The sequence below is a fragment of the Moheibacter stercoris genome (genome assembly GCF_040545805.1).
Lineage (GTDB): Bacteria > Bacteroidota > Bacteroidia > Flavobacteriales > Weeksellaceae > Moheibacter > Moheibacter stercoris.
In genome coordinates, this window is the sequence record NZ_JBEPMO010000010.1 from 61,276 (window position 1) to 81,400 (window position 20,125).

The following is a 20,125-nucleotide window of genomic DNA, read 5'->3' on the forward strand; positions in this document are numbered from 1 at the left end:
CTTTTAATGTTTTAATCGATTCAAGGATTTCACATCCACGTTATACATTTTTCGATAAAATAAGATCATAATCGAAAGACCAATTGCTACTTCAGCTGCGGCAACAACCATGATGAAAAGGACCAACATTTGTCCGTCTATTCCCACATCTGTTCCCAAATTTTGAGCGTGATGCATTTTTGAAAATGCCACCAACAACAAATTGACAGAGTTCAACATCAACTCCACACACATCAGCATGATGATAATATTTCTACGCGTCATCACACCAATCATCCCGATGGAGAAGAGGGCAAGTGACAGAAATAAATAGTAACTAATCGGTATCATTCTTTATATTTTTTTTAGTCATTTCGTCGAAAGTAAAATCCTTTTTATGTAAACTTTCGCTATAGACTTTTATATTTAAAATTTAAAAATTTGAATTTAAAATGGTTTAAATCAATCTTTAACGTGTAAATCGTCTGTTTTTTTCGATAATAAAACGGCTCCAATCATGGCTCCCATAAACAAGATACTTGCTAATTCAAATGGGATTACATAGTCTGTATAAAGTGCAGTTCCAATTCTTTCGGTCATTCCGATTTCACCTTCCGCTAACAAAGTTTGGTTATTTTCCATGACATCTGATTTCAAGAAAATCCCTACGGTCAACGCAAAAAACAACAAGGAAATAATTCCTCCCGATGCAATGATAAAAGGTTTACTGAAATTTTTGTCTTCCTTATTTAGATTCATCAACATGACAACAAATAAGAATAAAACCATGATAGCACCCGCATAAACAATGATGTTTACAACTGCTAAAAATTGTGCATTCAACAAAACATAGTGTGCACTAATGCTGAAAAACGTAATGATCAAATACAAAATAGAATGAACAGGACTCTTGGTGGTCACTGTTAACAATCCACTCAAAAGCGTTAATCCAGCCAATACAAAAAATAAAATTTCTGCTATTTCCATACCTTAGTTTGAATTTTTTGGATTTGGGATTAATAAATCTTTTTTGTTGTAAATGAAATCTTTACGTTGGTAAGAAGCAGGAGTTACGGTTTGTGACAAATAAACTGCATCTTTTGGACAAGCTTCTTCACAGAATCCGCAGAAAATACAACGCAACATATTGATTTCATATTTCGCTGCATATTTCTCTTCGCGATACAAATGCTCTTCACCTGGAAGTCTTTCAGCTGCTTCCATCGTAATGGCTTCTGCCGGACAAGCTAAGGCACAAAGACCACAAGCTGTACAATTTTCGCGTCCTTCTTCATCACGATTCAAGACATGCATACCACGGAAAACTGGGCTAAACGGACGTTTTTCTTCCGGATAACTAATGGTCGCTTTTTTCTTGAAAAAGTGTTTCAACGTAATCCACATTCCTTTTGCAATCGAAATCAAATAGAGTCTTTCCCAAAAATTCATTGGGCGTCTATCGACTTGTTTCGCTTTATTTGTCAGAAGTTCCATTCTTCTTTTTTTTCTAATTAATTATTAAACCACAAAATCACTAAGCCTGTTATCAACATATTGGCAAGAGCCAAAGGCAATAATTTTTTCCATCCTAAATCCATCAATTGGTCATAACGGAAACGAGGGATTGTCCATCTCACCCACATGAATACAAAGATGAAGAAACATGCTTTGATAAATAAAGACAAGAAGTGCAACACGGCCATCCAATTCATTCCAATTGATTCCGTCAATTTTGCATCATTGACAAATGGAATATCGTATCCTCCAAAATAAATGGTTGCGATGATAACTGAACTGATGAAAATGTTGATGTATTCGGCAAATAAGAAGAAACCTAATTTCATCGAAGAATACTCAGAATGATATCCTCCAATTAATTCGTTTTCTGCTTCCGGTAAATCAAATGGAGTACGGTTGGTTTCGGCAAAAGCACATACCAAAAAGATGATGAATCCAATCGGTTGTAGAATGATATTCCAATATCCGTCCATTTGCTGTTCTACGATTCCACCTAATTTTAAAGTTCCGCTAATCATCAAAATTGTGATCAAAGCGATTCCCATCGGTAATTCGTAGGAAATGATTTGAGATGCAGCACGCAAACCACCCATCAAGGACCATTTGTTGTTGGATGCCCAAGACCCCAACATGATTCCGTAAACACCTAAACTTAAAACACCCAAAATGTATAAGAATCCAACGTTGATATCAGCAATTTGAGGGACAATGATTCTATCTCCCCATTCAAAACCTGTACTCCAAGGAATAACAGCACCTGTCATACAAGCCAAAATCATGGCTAAAGTTGGACCTAAAATGAATAAAAATTTCTCTGCGTGACGAGGTGTAATTTCCTCTTTGAAAAATAATTTTCCACCATCGGCCAAGGGTTGTAATAAACCACCCCAACCGGCACGGTCTGGTCCTCTACGATCTTGAATGTAAGCAGCTACTTTACGTTCTGCCCAAGTTGAATACATGGCTACAACCAAAGCGAAACCAATCATGATTCCGGCTAATGCTGCTTTTTCACCAATTAAACTCCAAAATTCTGGGTTCATATTTTTTCCTTATTTTATATTTTGAATGTAAAATGAAAATTAATTTTATTTCATTCATTCAAATTTCCTTATTCTCAATTTAATCTTTAAAATCTTTGCTCGTTGCAGGTCCATTGATTTGACTCAAATCACGATTGGGTTCGTTAACCTGACTTACATCGTGAATGTCCAATAATAATTTTGGATCGCGTCCACTCATGACCTTTTTAAAGGTTTCATTTGGTTTTTTCGTTCCAATATTGGCTTGGTAATGACCTTGACGGATTACAGAATCTTTTGAAATGACCGATGGTTGTTCAATCACCCAATCTTTGGTTTCTTTTTTGTCGAAACGACAGGTATTACAAATCCAATCTTCTACTTCGTTCCATTCGTTTTTACGCGCTGTCACACGGAAGACTTCATCTCCACGATACCAAACTTGTGCTTTACCACTACAAGTTGGGCAATCTCTATGCGCATCCACTGGTTTCAAGAACCAAACACGGTTTTTGAAACGGAATGTTTTATCGGTCAAAGCTCCAACTGGACAAACATCAATCACGTTTCCGATGAATTCATTGTCCAATGCTTTTCCTAAATAAGTAGAAATTTCGGCATGGTCTCCACGGAACATAACTCCATGCTCACGGCAACCTGTGATTTGGTCGGCTGTTTTTACACAACGATAACACAAAATACAACGGTTCATGTGCAATTGAATGTTCGGACCTAAATCTTCAGGAACAAACGTACGACGTTCAAATTCGTAGCGAGTTTCTTCTTTTCCGTGTTCGTATCCTAAATCTTGCAATTTACATTCGCCAGCTTGGTCACAAACCGGACAATCCAATGGATGGTTGATCAATAAAAATTCGACAACACCTTCACGAGCTGTAACTGCTTTTTCTGAAGATTTGTTTCCAACTTCCATCCCGTCCATGACAGTCGTACGACAAGACGCAACCAATTTAGGCATAGGTCTTGGGTCTGCATCGCTACCTTTGGTCACTTCCACCATACAGGTACGGCAATTTCCACCTGTATTTTCCAATTTCCCATAATAACACATAGCGGGTGGTGCCACTTCTTTGCCAATCATACGAGCAGCTTGAAGAATAGTTGTTCCTGCTGGAACTTCTATTGTGTGACCATCTATGGTTACTTTCATTAAGGGCGTTTGTTCTGACATAGTCAATTAGTTTGCCTGTTCTTTTATAATCAATGGGTCAGCATAATGCGCCAAACCATAATTTCTCGTTAAACATTCTTCTGGATTCAATACGTGCCATTCAAATTCATCTCTAAAATGACGAATTGCTGCTGCAACTGGCCAAGCCGCTGCATCTCCCAATGGACAGATTGTATTTCCTTCAATTTTACGTTGGATGTCCCATAATAAATCGATGTCGGACATTTTTCCTTGACCTTCGTCGATTCGTTTCAAGATTTTTTCCATCCAACCTGTTCCCTCACGACAAGGTGAACATTGTCCACAAGATTCGTGACGGTAAAATCTTGCTAAAGTATAGGTATGATACACCACATCTTGGTCTTCATCTAAAACGATGAATCCTCCTGAACCCATCATGGTTCCAGTGGCAAATCCGCCATCGGCCAATGATTCATAGTTCATATAACGAGGAGTGCCATTCGCGGTCGTTAACATCAAATTTGCTGGTAGAATCGGAACTGAACTTCCTCCTGGAATACAAGCTTTGAAGCGTTTTCCATTGGGAATTCCTCCACAAAATTCATCGGAAAAGATAAATTCTTCTACCGTTTGGGTCATGTCGATTTCATAAACACCTGGTTTGTTGATGTTTCCGCAAGCAGAAATCAACTTGGTTCCTGTTGATCTACCAACACCAATTTTGGCGTATTCTTCACCACCCATCATAATGATTGGAACAACTGCTGCGATTGATTCAACATTGTTGACAACCGTTGGTCTTCCCCAAGCACCTTTAACCGCTGGGAATGGTGGTTTGATACGAGGATTTCCTCTTTTACCTTCCAAGGATTCCAACAAAGCAGTTTCTTCTCCACAAATGTAGGCTCCACCACCACGTTGAACATAGATTTCTAAATCGTATCCGGAATTTTGTATGTTTTTACCTAACCATCCGTTGGCTTTTGCTTCGGCAATTGCTTCTTCTAAAATTTCAGCAATCCAAGCATATTCTCCACGAATGTAGATGTAAGAAGCATTGGCACCTAAACAATAAGAGGAAACAATCATTCCTTCAATCAATAGGTGCGGAATGAATTCCATCAAATAACGGTCTTTGAACGTTCCAGGTTCGGACTCATCTGCATTGACCACTAAATGACGAGGAACACCTTCTGGTTTTGCCAAAAAGCTCCATTTCATTCCCGTAGGGAAACCTGCTCCACCACGACCTCTTAATCCAGAAGTTTTCACTTCTTCCAAAATTTGATCGGTGGTCATATTGAAGGCTTTCTCTACCGATTTATATCCATCGTGTGCACGGTAAGCGTCGTAATGACGAATTCCTGGCACATCGGCATGTTTCAATAATAATCTAGTTTCTCCCATTTAAGCGAGTTTTTTCAATTCTTCCAACAATTCATCTACTTTCTCGATCGTCAAATTCTCACGATAATGTTTACCTAATTGCATCATCGGAGCATATCCACAAGCACCTAAACATTCAGCTGGTTTCAATGTAAATAGACCATCTGCTGAAGTTTCTCCCGCCTTGATGTTCAATTTTTGTTTGATGTGTTCGATGATTTTATCGGATCCACGTAACATACAAGGACCTGTTTGGCAAACTTCCAACACATATTTTCCAACAGGATTTAAGTTGAACATGCTATAGAAAGAAGCTACTTCGTACACTTCTACTGGAAGAATACCCAATACTTCTGCTACATGATCCATTACAGGAACATCTAACCATCCGTTGGATTCAGCTTGTGCTAAATGCAAGACAGGAATCAAGGCGCTTTTATGTTTCCCTTCTGGGTAATGCGTCATGATCTCTTTTATCTTTTGATAGGTCTCTTCCGAAAATTGAACTGTTGTCATTTTCTTTATTTATTGTTTAATGTTTCAGGTTTAAAGTTTCAAGTTAGACATGAAATAGTATTAAAACCTGATTCACATTTAAAATTTATAATTCAAAATTTATCATTTGATTAAGCGTCTAATTCGCCTGCGATCAAATTCAAACTACTCATGGTCAAAATCGCGTCACTTAACATCGATCCTTCAATCAATTCAGGATAGGCTTGGTAATAGATGAAACAAGGTCTTCTAAAATGCAAGCGGTACGCAGAACGTCCACCATCACTGATGAAATAATAACCCAATTCACCATTTGCTCCTTCAACAGAATTGTAAATCTCTCCAACTGGAATATCTACTTCTCCCATAATGATTTTGAAATGGTAAATCAAAGCTTCCATTTTGGTATATACATCCTTTTTCAATGGAAGGTAAAAATCAGGTGCATCTGCATGGTATTTGGTTGCTTCTTCCCCAGTTAAATTATTGATTTTCTCGATCGCTTGTTTGATGATGCTGACACTTTGCTTCATTTCTTCGCTTCGAACCAAAAAACGATCATAACAATCTCCGGTTGTTCCAACAGGTATGCTAAAATCAAATTCTTCGTAACGGCAATAAGGTTTTGCTACACGAACATCATAATCTACACCTGCTGCACGCAAGTTTGGACCAGTGAATCCATAAGCCAAAGCTCTTTCAGCACTGATTCCTCCAACTCCTTGTGTACGCTCGATGAAAATTCTATTTCGTACAAATAAACTTTCAAATTCTGCAAGAACACCAGGGAATTCGTTGATGAAACGGTTGATTTTTGTCCAAGCAACTTCACTAAAGTCGCGCTCAAATCCTCCAATTCGACCGATGTTCGTCGTTAAACGGCTACCACAAATTTCTTCGTAGATTTCATAAATTAATTCACGGTATTGCATCACATACAAGAAACCTGTAAATGCTCCAGAGTCAACACCCATAATCGAATTACAAATGATATGATCTGAAATTCTGGCTAATTCCATAATGATGACGCGAAGGTATTGCGCTCTTGCTGGAACTTCAATTCCTACGAATTTCTCAACCGTTAAGTGCCAACCTAAATTGTTAATCGGAGCGGAACAATAATTCAAACGGTCGGTCAAAGGAGTTACTTGGTACAAAGGTTTGCGTTCAGCAATCTTTTCAAATGCACGGTGAATGTAACCAACGGTAGGCGTAGCCTTGATGATTCTTTCTCCGTCTAACTCCAATATATTTTGAAATACACCGTGTGTTGCAGGGTGCGTTGGACCTAAGTTAATCGTTGAAGTAGTTTTCTCCAAGGATTCCTTTGGTAGGTCTATATTTTTATGTTTTTTAACTTCTGCCATTTCACTTCAAATTAAATGGTGATATTTCCAAAGTTGAAATTTCCACCACGCCCAAACATTTCATCGTCCTTGTCCGTACGTGTTTGGTCTTCCAATGGAAATTCTTTGCGCAATGGGTGATAGTCCATTTCGTCAACGTTCATTACACGAATCAAATTTGGGTGACCAATAAAATTTACACCGAAAAAGTCAAAACATTCTCTTTCCAACCAATTGGCAGTAGGATGAATGTTTGAAGCCGTATAAATATCGGGTTTGTTGATGTCTAAAGCGAATTTCAATCGAACATGGAAATTCTTCGGCATGTTGTACAATAAATAAGTAACAACTAATTCTTCTCCCAAATTGTTTGGATAATGAATTGCTGTCAAATCGGTCATGAATTTGAAGCCTAAATCTTCTTGATCGTATAAAAATTGAAGGATTTTTAAGTTCAACTCCTTCTCAGCATAAATACTAATCAAGTCGAAATTTTCTTCGTATCCAAAAATTCCTTCCCCAAATTTTCCGACTAATTGGTCGTATACAAATTGATTGTTCAACATAATTCTTCGCTTAAGATATGCCGTAGCTGTTTAATAATTCTTGGTATTCTGGACTTTGTCTTCTACGGATGCTTTCTGTTTCAACCAAATCCTGCACGCGCATGATTCCATCGATAATGGCTTCTGGTCTTGGCGGACATCCTGGAACGTAAACGTCAACAGGGATGACTTGGTCAATTCCTTGAAGAACGGAATAGGTGTCAAAAATTCCTCCCGAACTAGCACAAGCACCAACTGCTACTACCCAACGAGGTTCAGCCATTTGAATATATACTTGACGTAAAACTGGAGCCATTTTTTTGGAAATCGTTCCCATTACCAACAACATGTCACATTGACGAGGTGTAAACGCTAATCGCTCACTGCCGAAACGTGATAAATCATAGGTGGCACCCATGGTTGCCATAAACTCAATTCCACAACAACTTGTTGCAAAAGGAAGTGGCCAAATCGAGTTTTTTCTCGCCAAACCTACCGCTTTTGAAAGCTGAACTGTCATAAAGCCTTCCCCTTGGAATCCTTGGGGCATATCCACCAACTTAACATTGGTGTTGTGGCTTACGGGTCTATTATTGTGAATCATTTTCTTTCCTTTTTAATTACATCTTCATTTTTATTTCTCCCAATCCAACGCGCCTTTTTTTCTCACATAAATATACATGATTAAAAATAAACCGATGAACGTACTTACCGCAGCGAAACCTTCCCAACCCAATTCTCTGAAGTTAACAGCATAAGGATAGAAGAAGATAACTTCCACGTCAAAAAGTACAAATAAAATGGCAACTAGGTAATATTTAATGGAAAAAGGTCTACGCGCATTTCCAATTTGTTCAATACCACTTTCGAAGTTATCCAATTTCTCATCTGTACTCCTTTTGGGTCCTAAAAAGTGTGTGGCAACAATCGTCCCAATCACAAATCCTGCAGCCAATAGAAATAAAATTACGATCGGTATATAATCAAAAGATGTTTGCATATGATGTTACATAAAAAATCAGCGTGTAAATTTACGAACTATTAAGTGTATGCAAAGTGAAACCATCTAGAATTTGTCAGTTTTTAAGCAAAATGGACAATTTATAATCATTATAAATAAGATTTTTAAAGTTTTTCTAATATAATCCTCAGTGTTTTAAATGGATTTTTAAAGAAAATGCAATAAAACGGTTTATTTGAAAGAAAAAATGTAGCGAGGATAGAATTGTTTAGGATTTTTTTTCATTCATTTATATGGATTGTAATATTTTTTATTACTTTTGCAGTCCGAAAATTATTTAAAAACAGTATAATAATGTATGCAATTGTAGAAATAGCAGGGCTTCAATACAAAGTTGAGCAAGACCAGCAATTGTACGTAAACCGTTTGCAAGGTGATGCGGGGGCAGAAGTTTCTTTTGACCGTGTATTGTTAACCGACAACGGAACTGTACAAGTTGGCGCCCCGGTTATAGACGGAGTAACTGTCGTAGCTAAAATCGTTGAACACGTAAAAGGTGACAAAGTAATCGTTTTCAAAAAGAAAAGAAGAAAAGGATACAAAAAGAAAAATGGTCACCGTCAGCAATTCACCAAAATTGAAGTGATTTCAATTGGTGGAGGTAAAGCTAAAGCAGCTAAGAAAACTAAAAAAGAAGAAGAAGCTCCTGCAGAAGAAGCTTAATCCCAAAGTTTTAGGATTCAAAAAATCGTAATTTAATTATTAAAAATTAACAAAAATGGCACATAAGAAAGGAGTCGGTAGTTCCAAGAACGGTCGTGAGTCACATTCCAAGCGTTTGGGAGTGAAAATCTTCGGTGGTCAATCTGCAATCGCAGGTAATATCATTGTTCGCCAAAGAGGTACAAAACACCACCCAGGTGATAATGTAGGAATTGGAAAAGACCATACATTATTTGCTTTGGTAGATGGTAAAGTGGTTTTCCGTAAAAAAGCGGATAATCGTTCTTACGTATCTATTCAACCAATAGTAGAGTAAAAACACCATCTTTTAAGATATAAAAAAGACTTTCCATTTTTTGGAAGGTCTTTTTGTGTTTCAATTAATTTCAATTTTTTACTACAGAAATTATATTTCATCTTTTAAAATATCCAAACTCTTTTTATATTCGCTTAAAGTTTTGATTTTAAAATAACAATGAAAACAATCAAATTCTTCCATCCGGAAGAAACCCTTACCTACTATATAGAGAACTGTTTCTGTAAAGTAGTTTTTTCAGGCAAACAACATCAACTACTTGTAGAGATACATTCAACAGATTCCCTTGACCATGTTGATGATGATTCGATTCAAAATGATTTTGCACAAGTAACCTTATATATAGATGATTTTCCGATTCAAGCGGAATCAGTCGAAGATTTGGTTGGTCAATCTCTATCCATTCCCAATTCCTATGAGGAGATTGAAGATGAAGATGGTGAAATTGAAGAAATTTTCTATACCAATATCAATTTTGATGAAGGGAATTTCGAATCAGATCAGAATCAATTATCTTTTTATAAAGATGAATCTGGAACCGTTTGTTTGAAATGGAAAGGGGAAGTTCAAGACTTTACAGAAGAGTCAGATGACTTTATTCCTTTTGAGGTGGATTGCGCTTTTTCAGCACACTTTATCGAAATTCCAGATTAATCTAAGCCCAAGATTCTGAATATTTTTTGTGATCGAATTTTCTACTTCGATGACCATCCTTATCTTTGCCTTTCATCTTATAGAAAATGAGAACGGAAAAAGACGATAAATTACGTGAAGAAGCTTTGCGCTATCACGAAATGGGCAGAAAAGGTAAAATTGAAGTTGTTCCTACTAAAAATCACGATACACAAAGAGATTTAGCATTGGCTTATTCGCCTGGTGTAGCAGAACCTTGTTTGGAAATTGAGAAAAATCCGAATGATGTTTACCGCTATACGGCAAAAGGAAATCTAGTTGCCGTCATCTCAAATGGTACTGCTGTTTTGGGTTTGGGCGACATTGGGCCTTTGGCTTCAAAACCTGTGATGGAGGGAAAAGGGCTTCTTTTTAAAATCTTTGCCGATATCGATGTATTTGATATTGAAATCGATGAAAAAGATCCAGAGAAATTCATTCAAGCCGTTAAAGCGATATCTCCTACATTTGGGGGAATCAACTTAGAAGATATCAAAGCTCCTGAAGCATTTGAAATAGAACGTCGTTTAAAAGAGGAATTGGACATTCCTGTCATGCACGATGATCAACATGGAACAGCCATTATTTCGGCAGCTGCTTTGTTGAACGCTTTGGATTTAGCCAATAAAAAAATTGAAAAAGTAAAATTCGTGGTCAATGGTGCAGGTGCGGCAGCCATTGCATGTACCAAGCTTTATGTTGCACTTGGTGCCAAAATGGAAAACATCCTTATGTGTGATAGCAAAGGTGTTATTCATACAAGACGCGATGATTTAAATGAAGAAAAACTTCCTTTTGCTCGTGAGACAGAATTGAATACGTTGGAAGAAGCCATGAAAGGAAGTGATGTGTTCATTGGTTTGTCCAAAGCTGACGTGTTAACTGCTGAGATGTTATTATCTATGAGCAACGATCCGATTGTTTTCGCGATGGCAAATCCCAACCCAGAAATTAATTATGATGTAGCAGTTGGAACTCGTCCCGATGTGATCATGGCAACAGGTCGTTCTGACTATCCGAATCAAGTCAACAACGTATTGGGATTCCCATTTATCTTCCGTGGAGCTTTGGATGTTCAAGCGTCCAAAATCAATGAGGAAATGAAATTGGCGGCGGTACGAGCTTTGGCAGATTTAGCCAAAGAGCCAGTTCCAGAGATGGTCAGCATGGCGTATAAAATCGGAAATTTAAGTTACGGAAGAGAATATATCATCCCGAAACCTTTTGACAATCGATTGATTACAACCGTTTCCATGGCCGTTGCCAAAGCTGCTATGGATTCCGGAGTTGCTCGTAAACCCATTAACAATTGGAGTGTGTACGAAGAGGAATTGTTGAATCGTATGAACAGCGAACAGAAATTGATTCGTATGCTTCAAAACCGCGCAAAACAAGATCCGAAAACCATCGTATTTAGTAATGCTGCCGAATACAATGTTTTAAAAGCAGCGCAAATCGTAAAAGACGAAGGAATTGGTCATCCGATTTTGCTTGGAAATAAAGAAAAAGTTCAGGAAATCTTGAATGAATTTGACATTCAATTAGACGTTCCGATTATCGATCCTAAATCAAAAGAATCAGAAAAACATGTGGAGAAATTGGCCAATATGCTTTGGGAGAAACGTCAGCGTAAAGGGATGACCCAATACAACGCCAAACGCTTTTTGACCAATCGTGATTATTTCGGATGTATGATGGTCGAAGCAGGTGAAGCAGATGCTTTCTTAACAGGAAGTACCAGAAGTTATGCAACATCCTTGAAACCAGCATTGGAAACCATTGGCCCAGCAAAAGGTGTGTCCAAAGTAGCAGGTTTGATGATGATCATGACCAAAAAAGGTCCTTTGTTCTTTGCCGATACAACCATCAATGACGATCCTACCGCAAAAGAATTAGCCAAAATTGCACGAATGACTGAATATGTAGTACGTAAAATTGGAATTCGTCCAAGGATTGCGATGTTGTCATTTGAAAACTTTGCTGCAAGAACCGCAACTTCTAAAAAAGTAAGTGAAGCCGTTGCTTTATTGCATAAACAATATCCAGATATGGTGGTGGATGGAGAAATTCAACCAGACTTTGCGTTGAATGAGGAATTGATTTCCAAGACATTCCCATTCTCAAAATTAAATGGAAAACGTGCCAATGTGTTGATTTTTCCTAATTTAGCCTCTGGAAATTTATCGTACAAAATCTTTAGAGGAATTGAAAATTCACAAGTGATTGGTCCGATTTTGATGGGAATGAACAAACCAGTCCATATATTACAAATGAGATCAACCATTGAGGAAATTGTGAATCTTGCAACGATTGCAGTATTGGACGCTCAACAACGAAACAAATGATTGCACATTTAAATGGGAAATTAGTGGAGATTTATCCGTCTCACGCCATCGTGGAATGCGGTGGAGTAGGATATTGGGTAAACATTAGTCTGAATTCTTATGCCAAAATAGAGAAAGAAGAGCATGTGAAAATTTTCACCAAGCTCATCGTTCGTGAAGATGCTCAGATTTTGTATGGGTTTCATTCCCAAACAGAAAGAGAAGTTTTTTTGAAATTGATTTCGGTCAATGGAGTAGGACCAGCTTCGGCGATGATGATGCTTTCTTCTTTAGAAATTGAAGAGATACGTGAAGCGATTGAATCGGCCAATGTGAAAACGCTTCAATCCGTAAAAGGTATAGGGGCAAAAACGGCTCAACGAATCATTATCGATTTGAAAGACAAATTAGAAGGAGATGTGTTTAATTTTAACATTAATTCCGATAATTCTAAAAATAAATCTAAATTTGAGGCGTTATCAGCATTAGATGTTCTCGGTATACCAACCAAAACCGCTGAAAAAATATTGGAGATTGTTCTAAAAGATAATCCTGATGCGGAATCTGGCGTTTTGGTCAAAGAGACACTTAAAAGATTGTAATTTTTGAAACAGCTTTATTAATACATGAGGAGGATGAAAAGCTTGTTTCCGATATTTCTATTGTTTGCATTTATCGGAATAGCATTTGGACAAGAGCCAGAAGAAAATGACACATTAAAATATCCATTTACAACCGAAACTGGAGGGTTGTTTTTGGATAACCAAATTGAATATGATATTGTGTATGATCCTGTTCGGGGCGTATACATTTTGTATCCGAAAATTGGTGGGATCAGTGTTGGGCAACCTATTTATATGGATAGCCAAACCTATTTGGATATGATCTTAAAACGAGACATTGACTCGTATTACAAAGACAAATCTCGTTCCTATGATCAAATGTATCGAAGCAATGCATTTGGTGATAAAAATGATAACGATGGAAATATTTTACCAAGTTTACGTATCAATTCACGCGCATTTGAAACCATTTTTGGTGGAAACGAAATCCAATTAATTCCTCAGGGTTCTGCCCAATTGGATTTAGGTTTATTCATTCAGAAAATCGATAATCCGCAATTGCTGCCTCAAAACAGAAATACCTTAACCATCGATCTTCAACAACGTATTCAAATGAGCGTTTTGGGGAAAGTAGGAGAGAATTTACAATTAAAGGCGAATTATGATACCCAAGCCGGATTTGGTTTTGAAAACCAAATGAAACTTCAATGGAAAAACATGAAGGATGGAGGCGAGGATGATATCGTTCAAAATATCGAAGTCGGAAACATCAGTATGCCGTTAAACACGTCATTGATCACAGGGGCACAGTCCCTTTTTGGTGTTCGTACCGATTTGCGTTTTGGTAGAACCGATGTATCCATGGTTTTCTCGGAACAACGTTCAGAATCCAAAAACATCACCGTTCAAGGTGGTGGTGTCTTAACAGATTACCGAATTTTTGCCGAAGACTATGATTACAACCGTCACTATTTCTTAGGGCATTTCTTCCGAAACAATTACGATAATGCTTTGGTGAATTATCCGCAAATCGCGTCTGACATTGTCATTACGCGTATGGAAGTTTGGAGAATAGACAATGGTGGAGCCAATCAACAAAACAGAAGATCCATTTTAGCTTTACGAGATTTAGGTGATGAGGGTGGAGCTCCCAATAATGGTCCTTTGTATGGACAAGTTTCCGCAATTGGAGGAATTCGTGAAGCAAGTACTGCACGAAATGTCTTAAGTTCTTTCAATTATGGAGGACAAACTTACCAAGAAGGAGAACATTTCTTGGTCAATGAAAACGTTCGTAAGTTAGACCAAAGCGAATATACCTTTTATCCGTCTTTAGGTTACATTTCCTTGAACCAACCTTTGGTAGATGGGGAAGATTTATTAGCGGTTTCCTTCCAATATACCCGTAATAGTACTCCTGGAGTAATTTACAAAGTGGGGGAAATGTCAGACGAGCAAAATCAATTATTGATTGCTAAATTAATTAAACCGAATACAACGGTAAACATCGCTTCTCCAATGTGGGATTTGATGATGAAAAATATTTATTCCATCAATGCTTTGACGATTTCTCCTGAAGATTTCATCATGAACGTGGAATTCAAAGATAATAGTGCCAATTCATCTGGTGTCATCAATTATTTACCAAATACTCCTGTTTCTGACCAAACTTTATTGCAGGTGATGAACATGGACCGTTTGAACCAAAACGGAAACTTACAGATGAGTGGAAATGGTCATTATGGAGATGGAATTTTTGACTTTGTCAACGGAATTACCATCAACCCACAACAAGGAACCATCATCTTTACCAAAGTTGAACCATTTGGTCAACACTTAGCCAATGTTTTGGGTGATCCCAACTCGCCTTTGGTGTTCAAAGAAATCTATCGACAACTTCCAAATACCTTGGATGCAGAACGTCTTGCACAACGATATAGCCTTGCAGGTCGTTACAAAGGAGAAGTTGGTGGAGGAATTCCATTAGGAGCATTCAATGTTCCAGAAGGTTCTGTAAAAGTTACCGCCAATGGTATGGAATTGATCGAAGGAGTAGACTATACCGTCGATTATCAATTGGGTCAAGTAACTATTTTGAATGAACAATTGAAAAATTCAGGTGTTCCGATTAACATCAGCTTGGAAAATCAATCTACCTTCAACATGCAGAAAAAACGCTTCATGGGATTGAACGTAGATCACCGTTTTTCTGATAATTTCTTAGTGGGTGGTACGGTAGTGAATTACCAAGAAAGACCTTTGACGCAAAAAGTTCAGTTCGGATCAGAACCTGTAAGCAATACGATTTTTGGTTTGCATACAGAATATACGGGTGAATCAGAATTTTTAACTCGATTGACCAATAAAATTCCGGGAATCAAAACCGATCAAATTTCGCAAATAACCTTTAGTGCAGAAGGTGCTTACCTTATGCCAGGACAAAATAGTTCTACTGGAGGAAATTCTTATATCGATGATTTTGAAGATTCACAATCTAGAATTAGTTTGATGGATGCAGGATCTTGGAAGTTGTCAAGTGTTCCAGGAAAACCAGCAGGATATGGATTGAGTACACACCCATATTTCCCAAATGGAACTGCAATCGATAATTTGGATTATGGAAACGGACGTCGTTTGATGTCTTGGTATAGCATTGACCCAAGATTCTATGGAATTGGTGGGAATTCTCCTTCTGGAATTTCAGATGCAGAATTGTCCAAACACCGTGTACGTCGTGTGGAATTAAAAGAATTGTTTGACCAACGTGATGTAATGGCCGGAACAATGGCGTACATCAATACGTTTGACATGACTTTCTTCCCAGAATTAGTGGGACCTTATAATGTTAATCCTAACGCATTGGATACCCAAAATTGGGGTGGAACCATGCGTCCAATTTCGGTAACGAACTTTATCGATTCCAATATTGAATATTTGGAATTCTGGATGATGGACCCTTATGCCGATGGTGTTGGAGGAAATGGTGATTTGATCATTCAATTAGGAAATGTTTCGGAAGATATCTTAAAGGATGGGAAAATGTTGTATGAAAACGGATTGCCTCATTCCAATAATGGAGCTGCAACGTCAGAAACAACTTGGGGGAAACAACCTCAAAATTATCCGATCATTTATGCATACGAAACAGAAGGAGCAGCGAGAAAAGAACAAGATTTAGGATACAATGGTCTAACGGACGAAATGGAAGCTGCAGCTTACGGATTGACCAATGTGAATCCAGTTACAGGACAATTAGACCCAGCGTCAGATAACTATGTGTATTATTTAGATGATCGATGGAATCAAACAGCCGATGCTGGTTCGATTACAAAACGATACAAATATTTCAATTTACCTCAAGGAAATAACTCAACAGACGATATGTTGCATTCGTATAGCATGCAACCCGATGCTGAGGACATCAATTTGGATTTCAACTTGGATCAAACCGAAATGTATAATCAGTATACCTTGAAAATTAGTCCATCTGATTTAACCAATAATACAAGCAACTATGTTGTGGCAACGAAAGAATCCACAGTAAGCTTACCAAATGGTCAAACCAGCAATATCAAATGGTACCAAGTACGTATCCCAGTAGATTCATTTGACCGTGATATTGATGGAGATGGAATTCCAGATGTAGATGAAGACGCAGCAAAAAGTGTTTTAACTTCTGCACGTTTCATGAGAGTCTTGATGAGAGGATTTGATCAAGAAACAACTTTACGTTTTGCAACGATGGATTTGGTAAGAAGTAATTGGAGAAGATATCCAAAAACTTTCCATCCAATTCCAGGATCTACAAGTCCAGAAGAAGGAGTTGAAGCAGATCCGAACTTACAAAACTTAGAAATTGGTCAAGTTACTTTAGAAGAAAATTCAACCAATCAACCTCCTTATATGTTACCTCCGGGAATTGAGCGTGAGGAAATGCAAGGAACAACGGGTTACCAAAGTCAAAATGAAGCTTCGATGGTGTTGAAAGCTAAATTGAACGCGAACAGCCCATCCAAAGGAGTTTTCAAAAACACCAATTTAGATTTACGTCGTTACAAGCGTATGGAAATGTTTGTCCATGCCGAAAACTTGTTGGATGTAAATAGTCAAGAAATTGATGAAACCACCAAATTATTCATTCGTTTAGGAAGTGATTATTCCGATAACTACTATGAATATGAGATGCCATTGAAGTATACACCAAAAACTGCCAATACAGTCAATGCTATTTGGCCAGAAGAAAACATGGTCGATATCTTAACAGATTATTTTGTGGAAGCGAAAAAAGCGAGAGATTTAGATCCTGTTTCCAATCCGATGGCTCGTTTTGGTTTCGTTCCAAATCCAGAAGAACCAAATAAAACGATCTATGTAAAAGGTCGTCCATCTTTGGGTAGCGTAACTTCGGTTATGATCGGTTTACGTTCAACCAACTCGCAAGACAAAGAAGTTTTGGTTTGGGTGAACGAATTACGATTAAGTGAAATTGATAATTCTGGCGGATATGCTGCTATGGCAAGTTTAGGATTTACATTGGGTGATTTCGCACAAGTACAAGTTTCTGGAAGTGTGAGTTCAGCTGGATTTGGTGCAATTGACCAAGGTCCTACTCAAAGAAGTCAAGAGGATTATAGAGATTATGCGTTAAACGCTCAAATTAAATTAGACAAATTCACTCCGAAAAATTGGGGATTAGAAATTCCATTCAACGTTTCGATCAGTGAACAATTCTCCGATCCTAAATACAATCCACTTGATAATGATATCTTATTTGATGAAGATCCAAGAAGAGATGAATTGAAAGACGTTGTCAGAACCTATTCACAACAAAAATCATTCACCTTTAGCAACATTCGTAAGATCAAAACCAATAACAAACCGGCGAGATTCTACGATGCTTCTAACTTTGCGCTGTCCTTTATGTATGCGGACCAATATATGCGTGATGTGTATACTGCCTATAATTTGACCAAAAATGTCAAAGCATCCTTGAACTACAATTATAGTTTCCCTGCTAAACCGTATCGTCCATTCAAAGATTGGAGAGCAGTTCAAGACACAGCACGTTCGGCGAAATATTTGAAATTCATCAAAGAATTTAACATCAATCCTTTGCCAACTCGTTTCTCATTTACAACTGATATTGATCGTATTTATTCAGAAAGACAATACCGTGATTTGAATCAATTCTATGGAAGCAATTCATCATACTTGTTCCCAGTTGCATTTAGCAATAACTTCTTATTCAACTGGAGATACAACATCGGTTTTGATTTGACGAAATCTTTACGTTTGGATTATACTTCTTCAACCAGAACATTAAATGATGGGGCTGCGTTTGAATATGCTGACAAAGCCTTAATTTGGAATGATTTATTCAGAGTAGGTCGTCCTGTAAATTATGATCACCAAATTCAATTGAATTGGAAGACGCCACTTCATTTATTTCCATACATGAATTGGACGAATTTAGAAGTTGGAGTGTCCAATAATTACAATTGGCAAGCTCGTTCAAGTGTATTCTTAAATGCGCCAAATACCAATGGTCAAGGATTAGGAAACATTGCGCAAAACATGAGTAGTTTCAACTTGATTGGAGATTTTGATTTCAATAAATTCTACAATGAATTCAAAGGATTTACGAAATTGGACTCCATCAAACGAGGAAGAAAACGTGAGATCGATTCTTTGACTCGTGCATACGATGGAATGACCGTTAAAGCTTTGAACCGAATCAAAAAGAACCATACGTATAAGACTCAATTTAGAGCACAAGATTACGCATGGATGGTCGTGTCAAGTATCAAACGTTTCCAATTCAATTATACCCAAACCAATGGTGCGGTAATTCCAGGTATTTTATCTGAACCGAATTTCTTTGGATGGGGGAAAGACGGTGGGCCAAGTGCTGGATTCATCTACGGAACTGAATTTGACATCAAACGAAGATTTATAGAATCGGGGAATGATTGGATCACACGAAGCGACCAATTATTGGAACCATACATCATTGATCGTGGAACCAATTTCACAGCAAATTCATTAATTGAACCATTCCCGAATTTACGAATTGACTTAAATGCAAGGAGAAATTCATCTTTCAGAAGTACGGAAACTGGTTTCAACTTGAGAACATACGAAAATCCACAGTGGAATACCTATATTGATCGTCAAGAATCCTTAAGCAGTAGTAATATTTCGATATCGACTGCCTTTATGGATCCAGATTCAATGTATGAAACCTTCCTAGGAAATGCACAAGTTATTTCTCAACGTTTGGGTATGGCCAATGGTATGGCTCCGCTTGGTGATGGTTTCTACGAAGGCTATGGATTGTCTAACTATGATGTCTTGATCCCTGCGTTTAAATCGGCAGTAGAAGGTACTAATCCAGAGAAAACTTCCTTGGGTCATAACCGTAAAATTCCATTACCAAACTGGGGAATTACGTATAGCGGATTGACAAATGTTCCATTGGTAAAACGTTATTTCTCTGTATTTGACATTACCCATAATTATATTTCGTCTTATACAGTAAATGGAATTCAATCCAATCCAAATCATTTCATGGATCCAATGGGACGCGATTTAGATGGAAACTTCTACAGTGAAAACTTGTATGGAACGGTAAACATGATCGAATCATTCTCACCATTAATTGGAGTTGATATGACGTTCCGTAACAGTTTACAGTTACGTGCTCAATACAACCGTGATCGTATGATGACTATGAGTTTGAGCAATTATTCCTTGACAGAGGACTATGGAACCGAATACGTTTTGGGTATGGGGTATGTTATCAAGGATTTGAAATTTAAAATGCGTTACCAAGGAAGAAACAAAACCTTTACAGGAGATTTGAACTTCCGTTTAGATGGACGTATGCGCGATAGCGAAACGAGAATTAGAAGAATTTTGGAAAACGACTCTCAAGTGATTGGAGGTCAAAAATTATTCTCTTTGATGTTCTCGGCAGATTATGGATTTAGCAAAAACCTGAATTTGAAATTCTTCTGGGATCAAATGATTACAGAATATAAAATTTCAACCGCTTATCCAATTTCGACCATTAGAACTGGACTAAGTTTGACCTTGAATTTTGGAAATTAATTATCTTTATAG

General features: G+C 37.6%; 17 protein-coding genes. 6 read left to right on the forward strand and 11 right to left on the reverse strand.

Going from position 1 to position 20,125, the window contains the following annotated elements; genetic code table 11:
• Positions 1-3: 3 nt before the first annotated feature.
• From nuoK to ABID46_RS09305, 11 genes are all read right to left on the reverse strand, one after another.
• Positions 4-330, reverse strand: a complete 327-nt coding sequence (gene nuoK / locus ABID46_RS09255; protein WP_354509350.1) for an NADH-quinone oxidoreductase subunit NuoK — start codon at positions 328-330, stop codon at positions 4-6.
• A 111-nt stretch (positions 331-441) separates the two neighbouring features.
• Positions 442-966, reverse strand: coding sequence for an NADH-quinone oxidoreductase subunit J family protein (locus ABID46_RS09260; RefSeq protein ID WP_354509352.1), 525 nt, complete (start codon positions 964-966; stop codon positions 442-444).
• Between the two features lie 3 nt (positions 967-969).
• Positions 970-1,473 carry an NADH-quinone oxidoreductase subunit NuoI gene (nuoI, locus tag ABID46_RS09265; RefSeq protein ID WP_354509354.1) on the reverse strand — a complete coding sequence of 168 codons (504 nt, stop codon included), beginning with the start codon at positions 1,471-1,473 and terminating at the stop codon, positions 970-972.
• A 17-nt stretch (positions 1,474-1,490) separates the two neighbouring features.
• Complete coding sequence (gene nuoH / locus ABID46_RS09270) at positions 1,491-2,540, reverse strand: NADH-quinone oxidoreductase subunit NuoH (RefSeq protein ID WP_354509356.1); 1,050 nt, start codon at positions 2,538-2,540, stop codon at positions 1,491-1,493.
• Positions 2,541-2,619: 79 nt separating this feature from the next.
• The gene (locus ABID46_RS09275) at positions 2,620-3,711 is read right to left on the reverse strand and encodes an NADH-quinone oxidoreductase subunit G (protein ID WP_354509358.1); all 1,092 of its coding nucleotides are present in this window, start codon (positions 3,709-3,711) and stop codon (positions 2,620-2,622) included.
• A 6-nt stretch (positions 3,712-3,717) separates the two neighbouring features.
• Entirely contained in the window at positions 3,718-5,079 is a 1,362-nt protein-coding gene (nuoF, locus tag ABID46_RS09280; RefSeq protein ID WP_354509359.1) for an NADH-quinone oxidoreductase subunit NuoF, read from the reverse strand.
• Positions 5,080-5,574 (reverse strand): NADH-quinone oxidoreductase subunit NuoE, encoded by a 495-nt coding sequence (gene nuoE, locus ABID46_RS09285; RefSeq protein ID WP_354509361.1) that lies wholly within the window; start codon positions 5,572-5,574, stop codon positions 5,080-5,082. It abuts the gene before it with no gap.
• A 110-nt stretch (positions 5,575-5,684) separates the two neighbouring features.
• Positions 5,685-6,920 (reverse strand): NADH-quinone oxidoreductase subunit D, encoded by a 1,236-nt coding sequence (locus ABID46_RS09290; protein ID WP_354509363.1) that lies wholly within the window; start codon positions 6,918-6,920, stop codon positions 5,685-5,687.
• Between the two features lie 11 nt (positions 6,921-6,931).
• Positions 6,932-7,465 (reverse strand): NADH-quinone oxidoreductase subunit C, encoded by a 534-nt coding sequence (locus tag ABID46_RS09295; RefSeq protein WP_354509365.1) that lies wholly within the window; start codon positions 7,463-7,465, stop codon positions 6,932-6,934.
• 10 nt (positions 7,466-7,475) lie between these two features.
• The gene (locus tag ABID46_RS09300) at positions 7,476-8,048 is read right to left on the reverse strand and encodes an NADH-quinone oxidoreductase subunit B (RefSeq protein ID WP_354509367.1); all 573 of its coding nucleotides are present in this window, start codon (positions 8,046-8,048) and stop codon (positions 7,476-7,478) included.
• Positions 8,049-8,078: 30 nt separating this feature from the next.
• Positions 8,079-8,444, reverse strand: a complete 366-nt coding sequence (locus ABID46_RS09305; protein WP_354509369.1) for an NADH-quinone oxidoreductase subunit A — start codon at positions 8,442-8,444, stop codon at positions 8,079-8,081.
• Between the two features lie 315 nt (positions 8,445-8,759).
• On the opposite strand from ABID46_RS09305, the gene rplU reads away from it, so the two are divergent.
• The 6 genes from rplU (at position 8,760) to sov (ending at position 20,113) form a co-directional block, all read left to right on the forward strand.
• A complete protein-coding gene (rplU, locus tag ABID46_RS09310) occupies positions 8,760-9,128 on the forward strand; it encodes a 50S ribosomal protein L21 (protein ID WP_354509371.1) in 369 nt (122 codons plus the stop codon).
• A gap of 55 nt (positions 9,129-9,183) precedes the next feature.
• Positions 9,184-9,444, forward strand: coding sequence for a 50S ribosomal protein L27 (rpmA, locus tag ABID46_RS09315; protein WP_354509373.1), 261 nt, complete (start codon positions 9,184-9,186; stop codon positions 9,442-9,444).
• A 159-nt stretch (positions 9,445-9,603) separates the two neighbouring features.
• On the forward strand, positions 9,604-10,098 hold the full coding sequence (locus tag ABID46_RS09320) for a hypothetical protein (RefSeq protein ID WP_354509375.1): 495 nt from the start codon (positions 9,604-9,606) through the stop codon (positions 10,096-10,098).
• Between the two features lie 86 nt (positions 10,099-10,184).
• Positions 10,185-12,461, forward strand: coding sequence for an NADP-dependent malic enzyme (locus tag ABID46_RS09325; protein WP_354509377.1), 2,277 nt, complete (start codon positions 10,185-10,187; stop codon positions 12,459-12,461).
• The gene (gene ruvA / locus ABID46_RS09330; protein ID WP_354509379.1) at positions 12,458-13,042 is read left to right on the forward strand and encodes a Holliday junction branch migration protein RuvA; all 585 of its coding nucleotides are present in this window, start codon (positions 12,458-12,460) and stop codon (positions 13,040-13,042) included. The genes ABID46_RS09325 and ruvA overlap by 4 nt, the downstream gene beginning before the upstream one ends.
• Positions 13,043-13,075: 33 nt before the next feature.
• Positions 13,076-20,113, forward strand: coding sequence for a T9SS outer membrane translocon Sov/SprA (sov, locus tag ABID46_RS09335; RefSeq protein WP_354509381.1), 7,038 nt, complete (start codon positions 13,076-13,078; stop codon positions 20,111-20,113).
• The last annotated feature ends 12 nt before the right edge of the window (positions 20,114-20,125 follow it).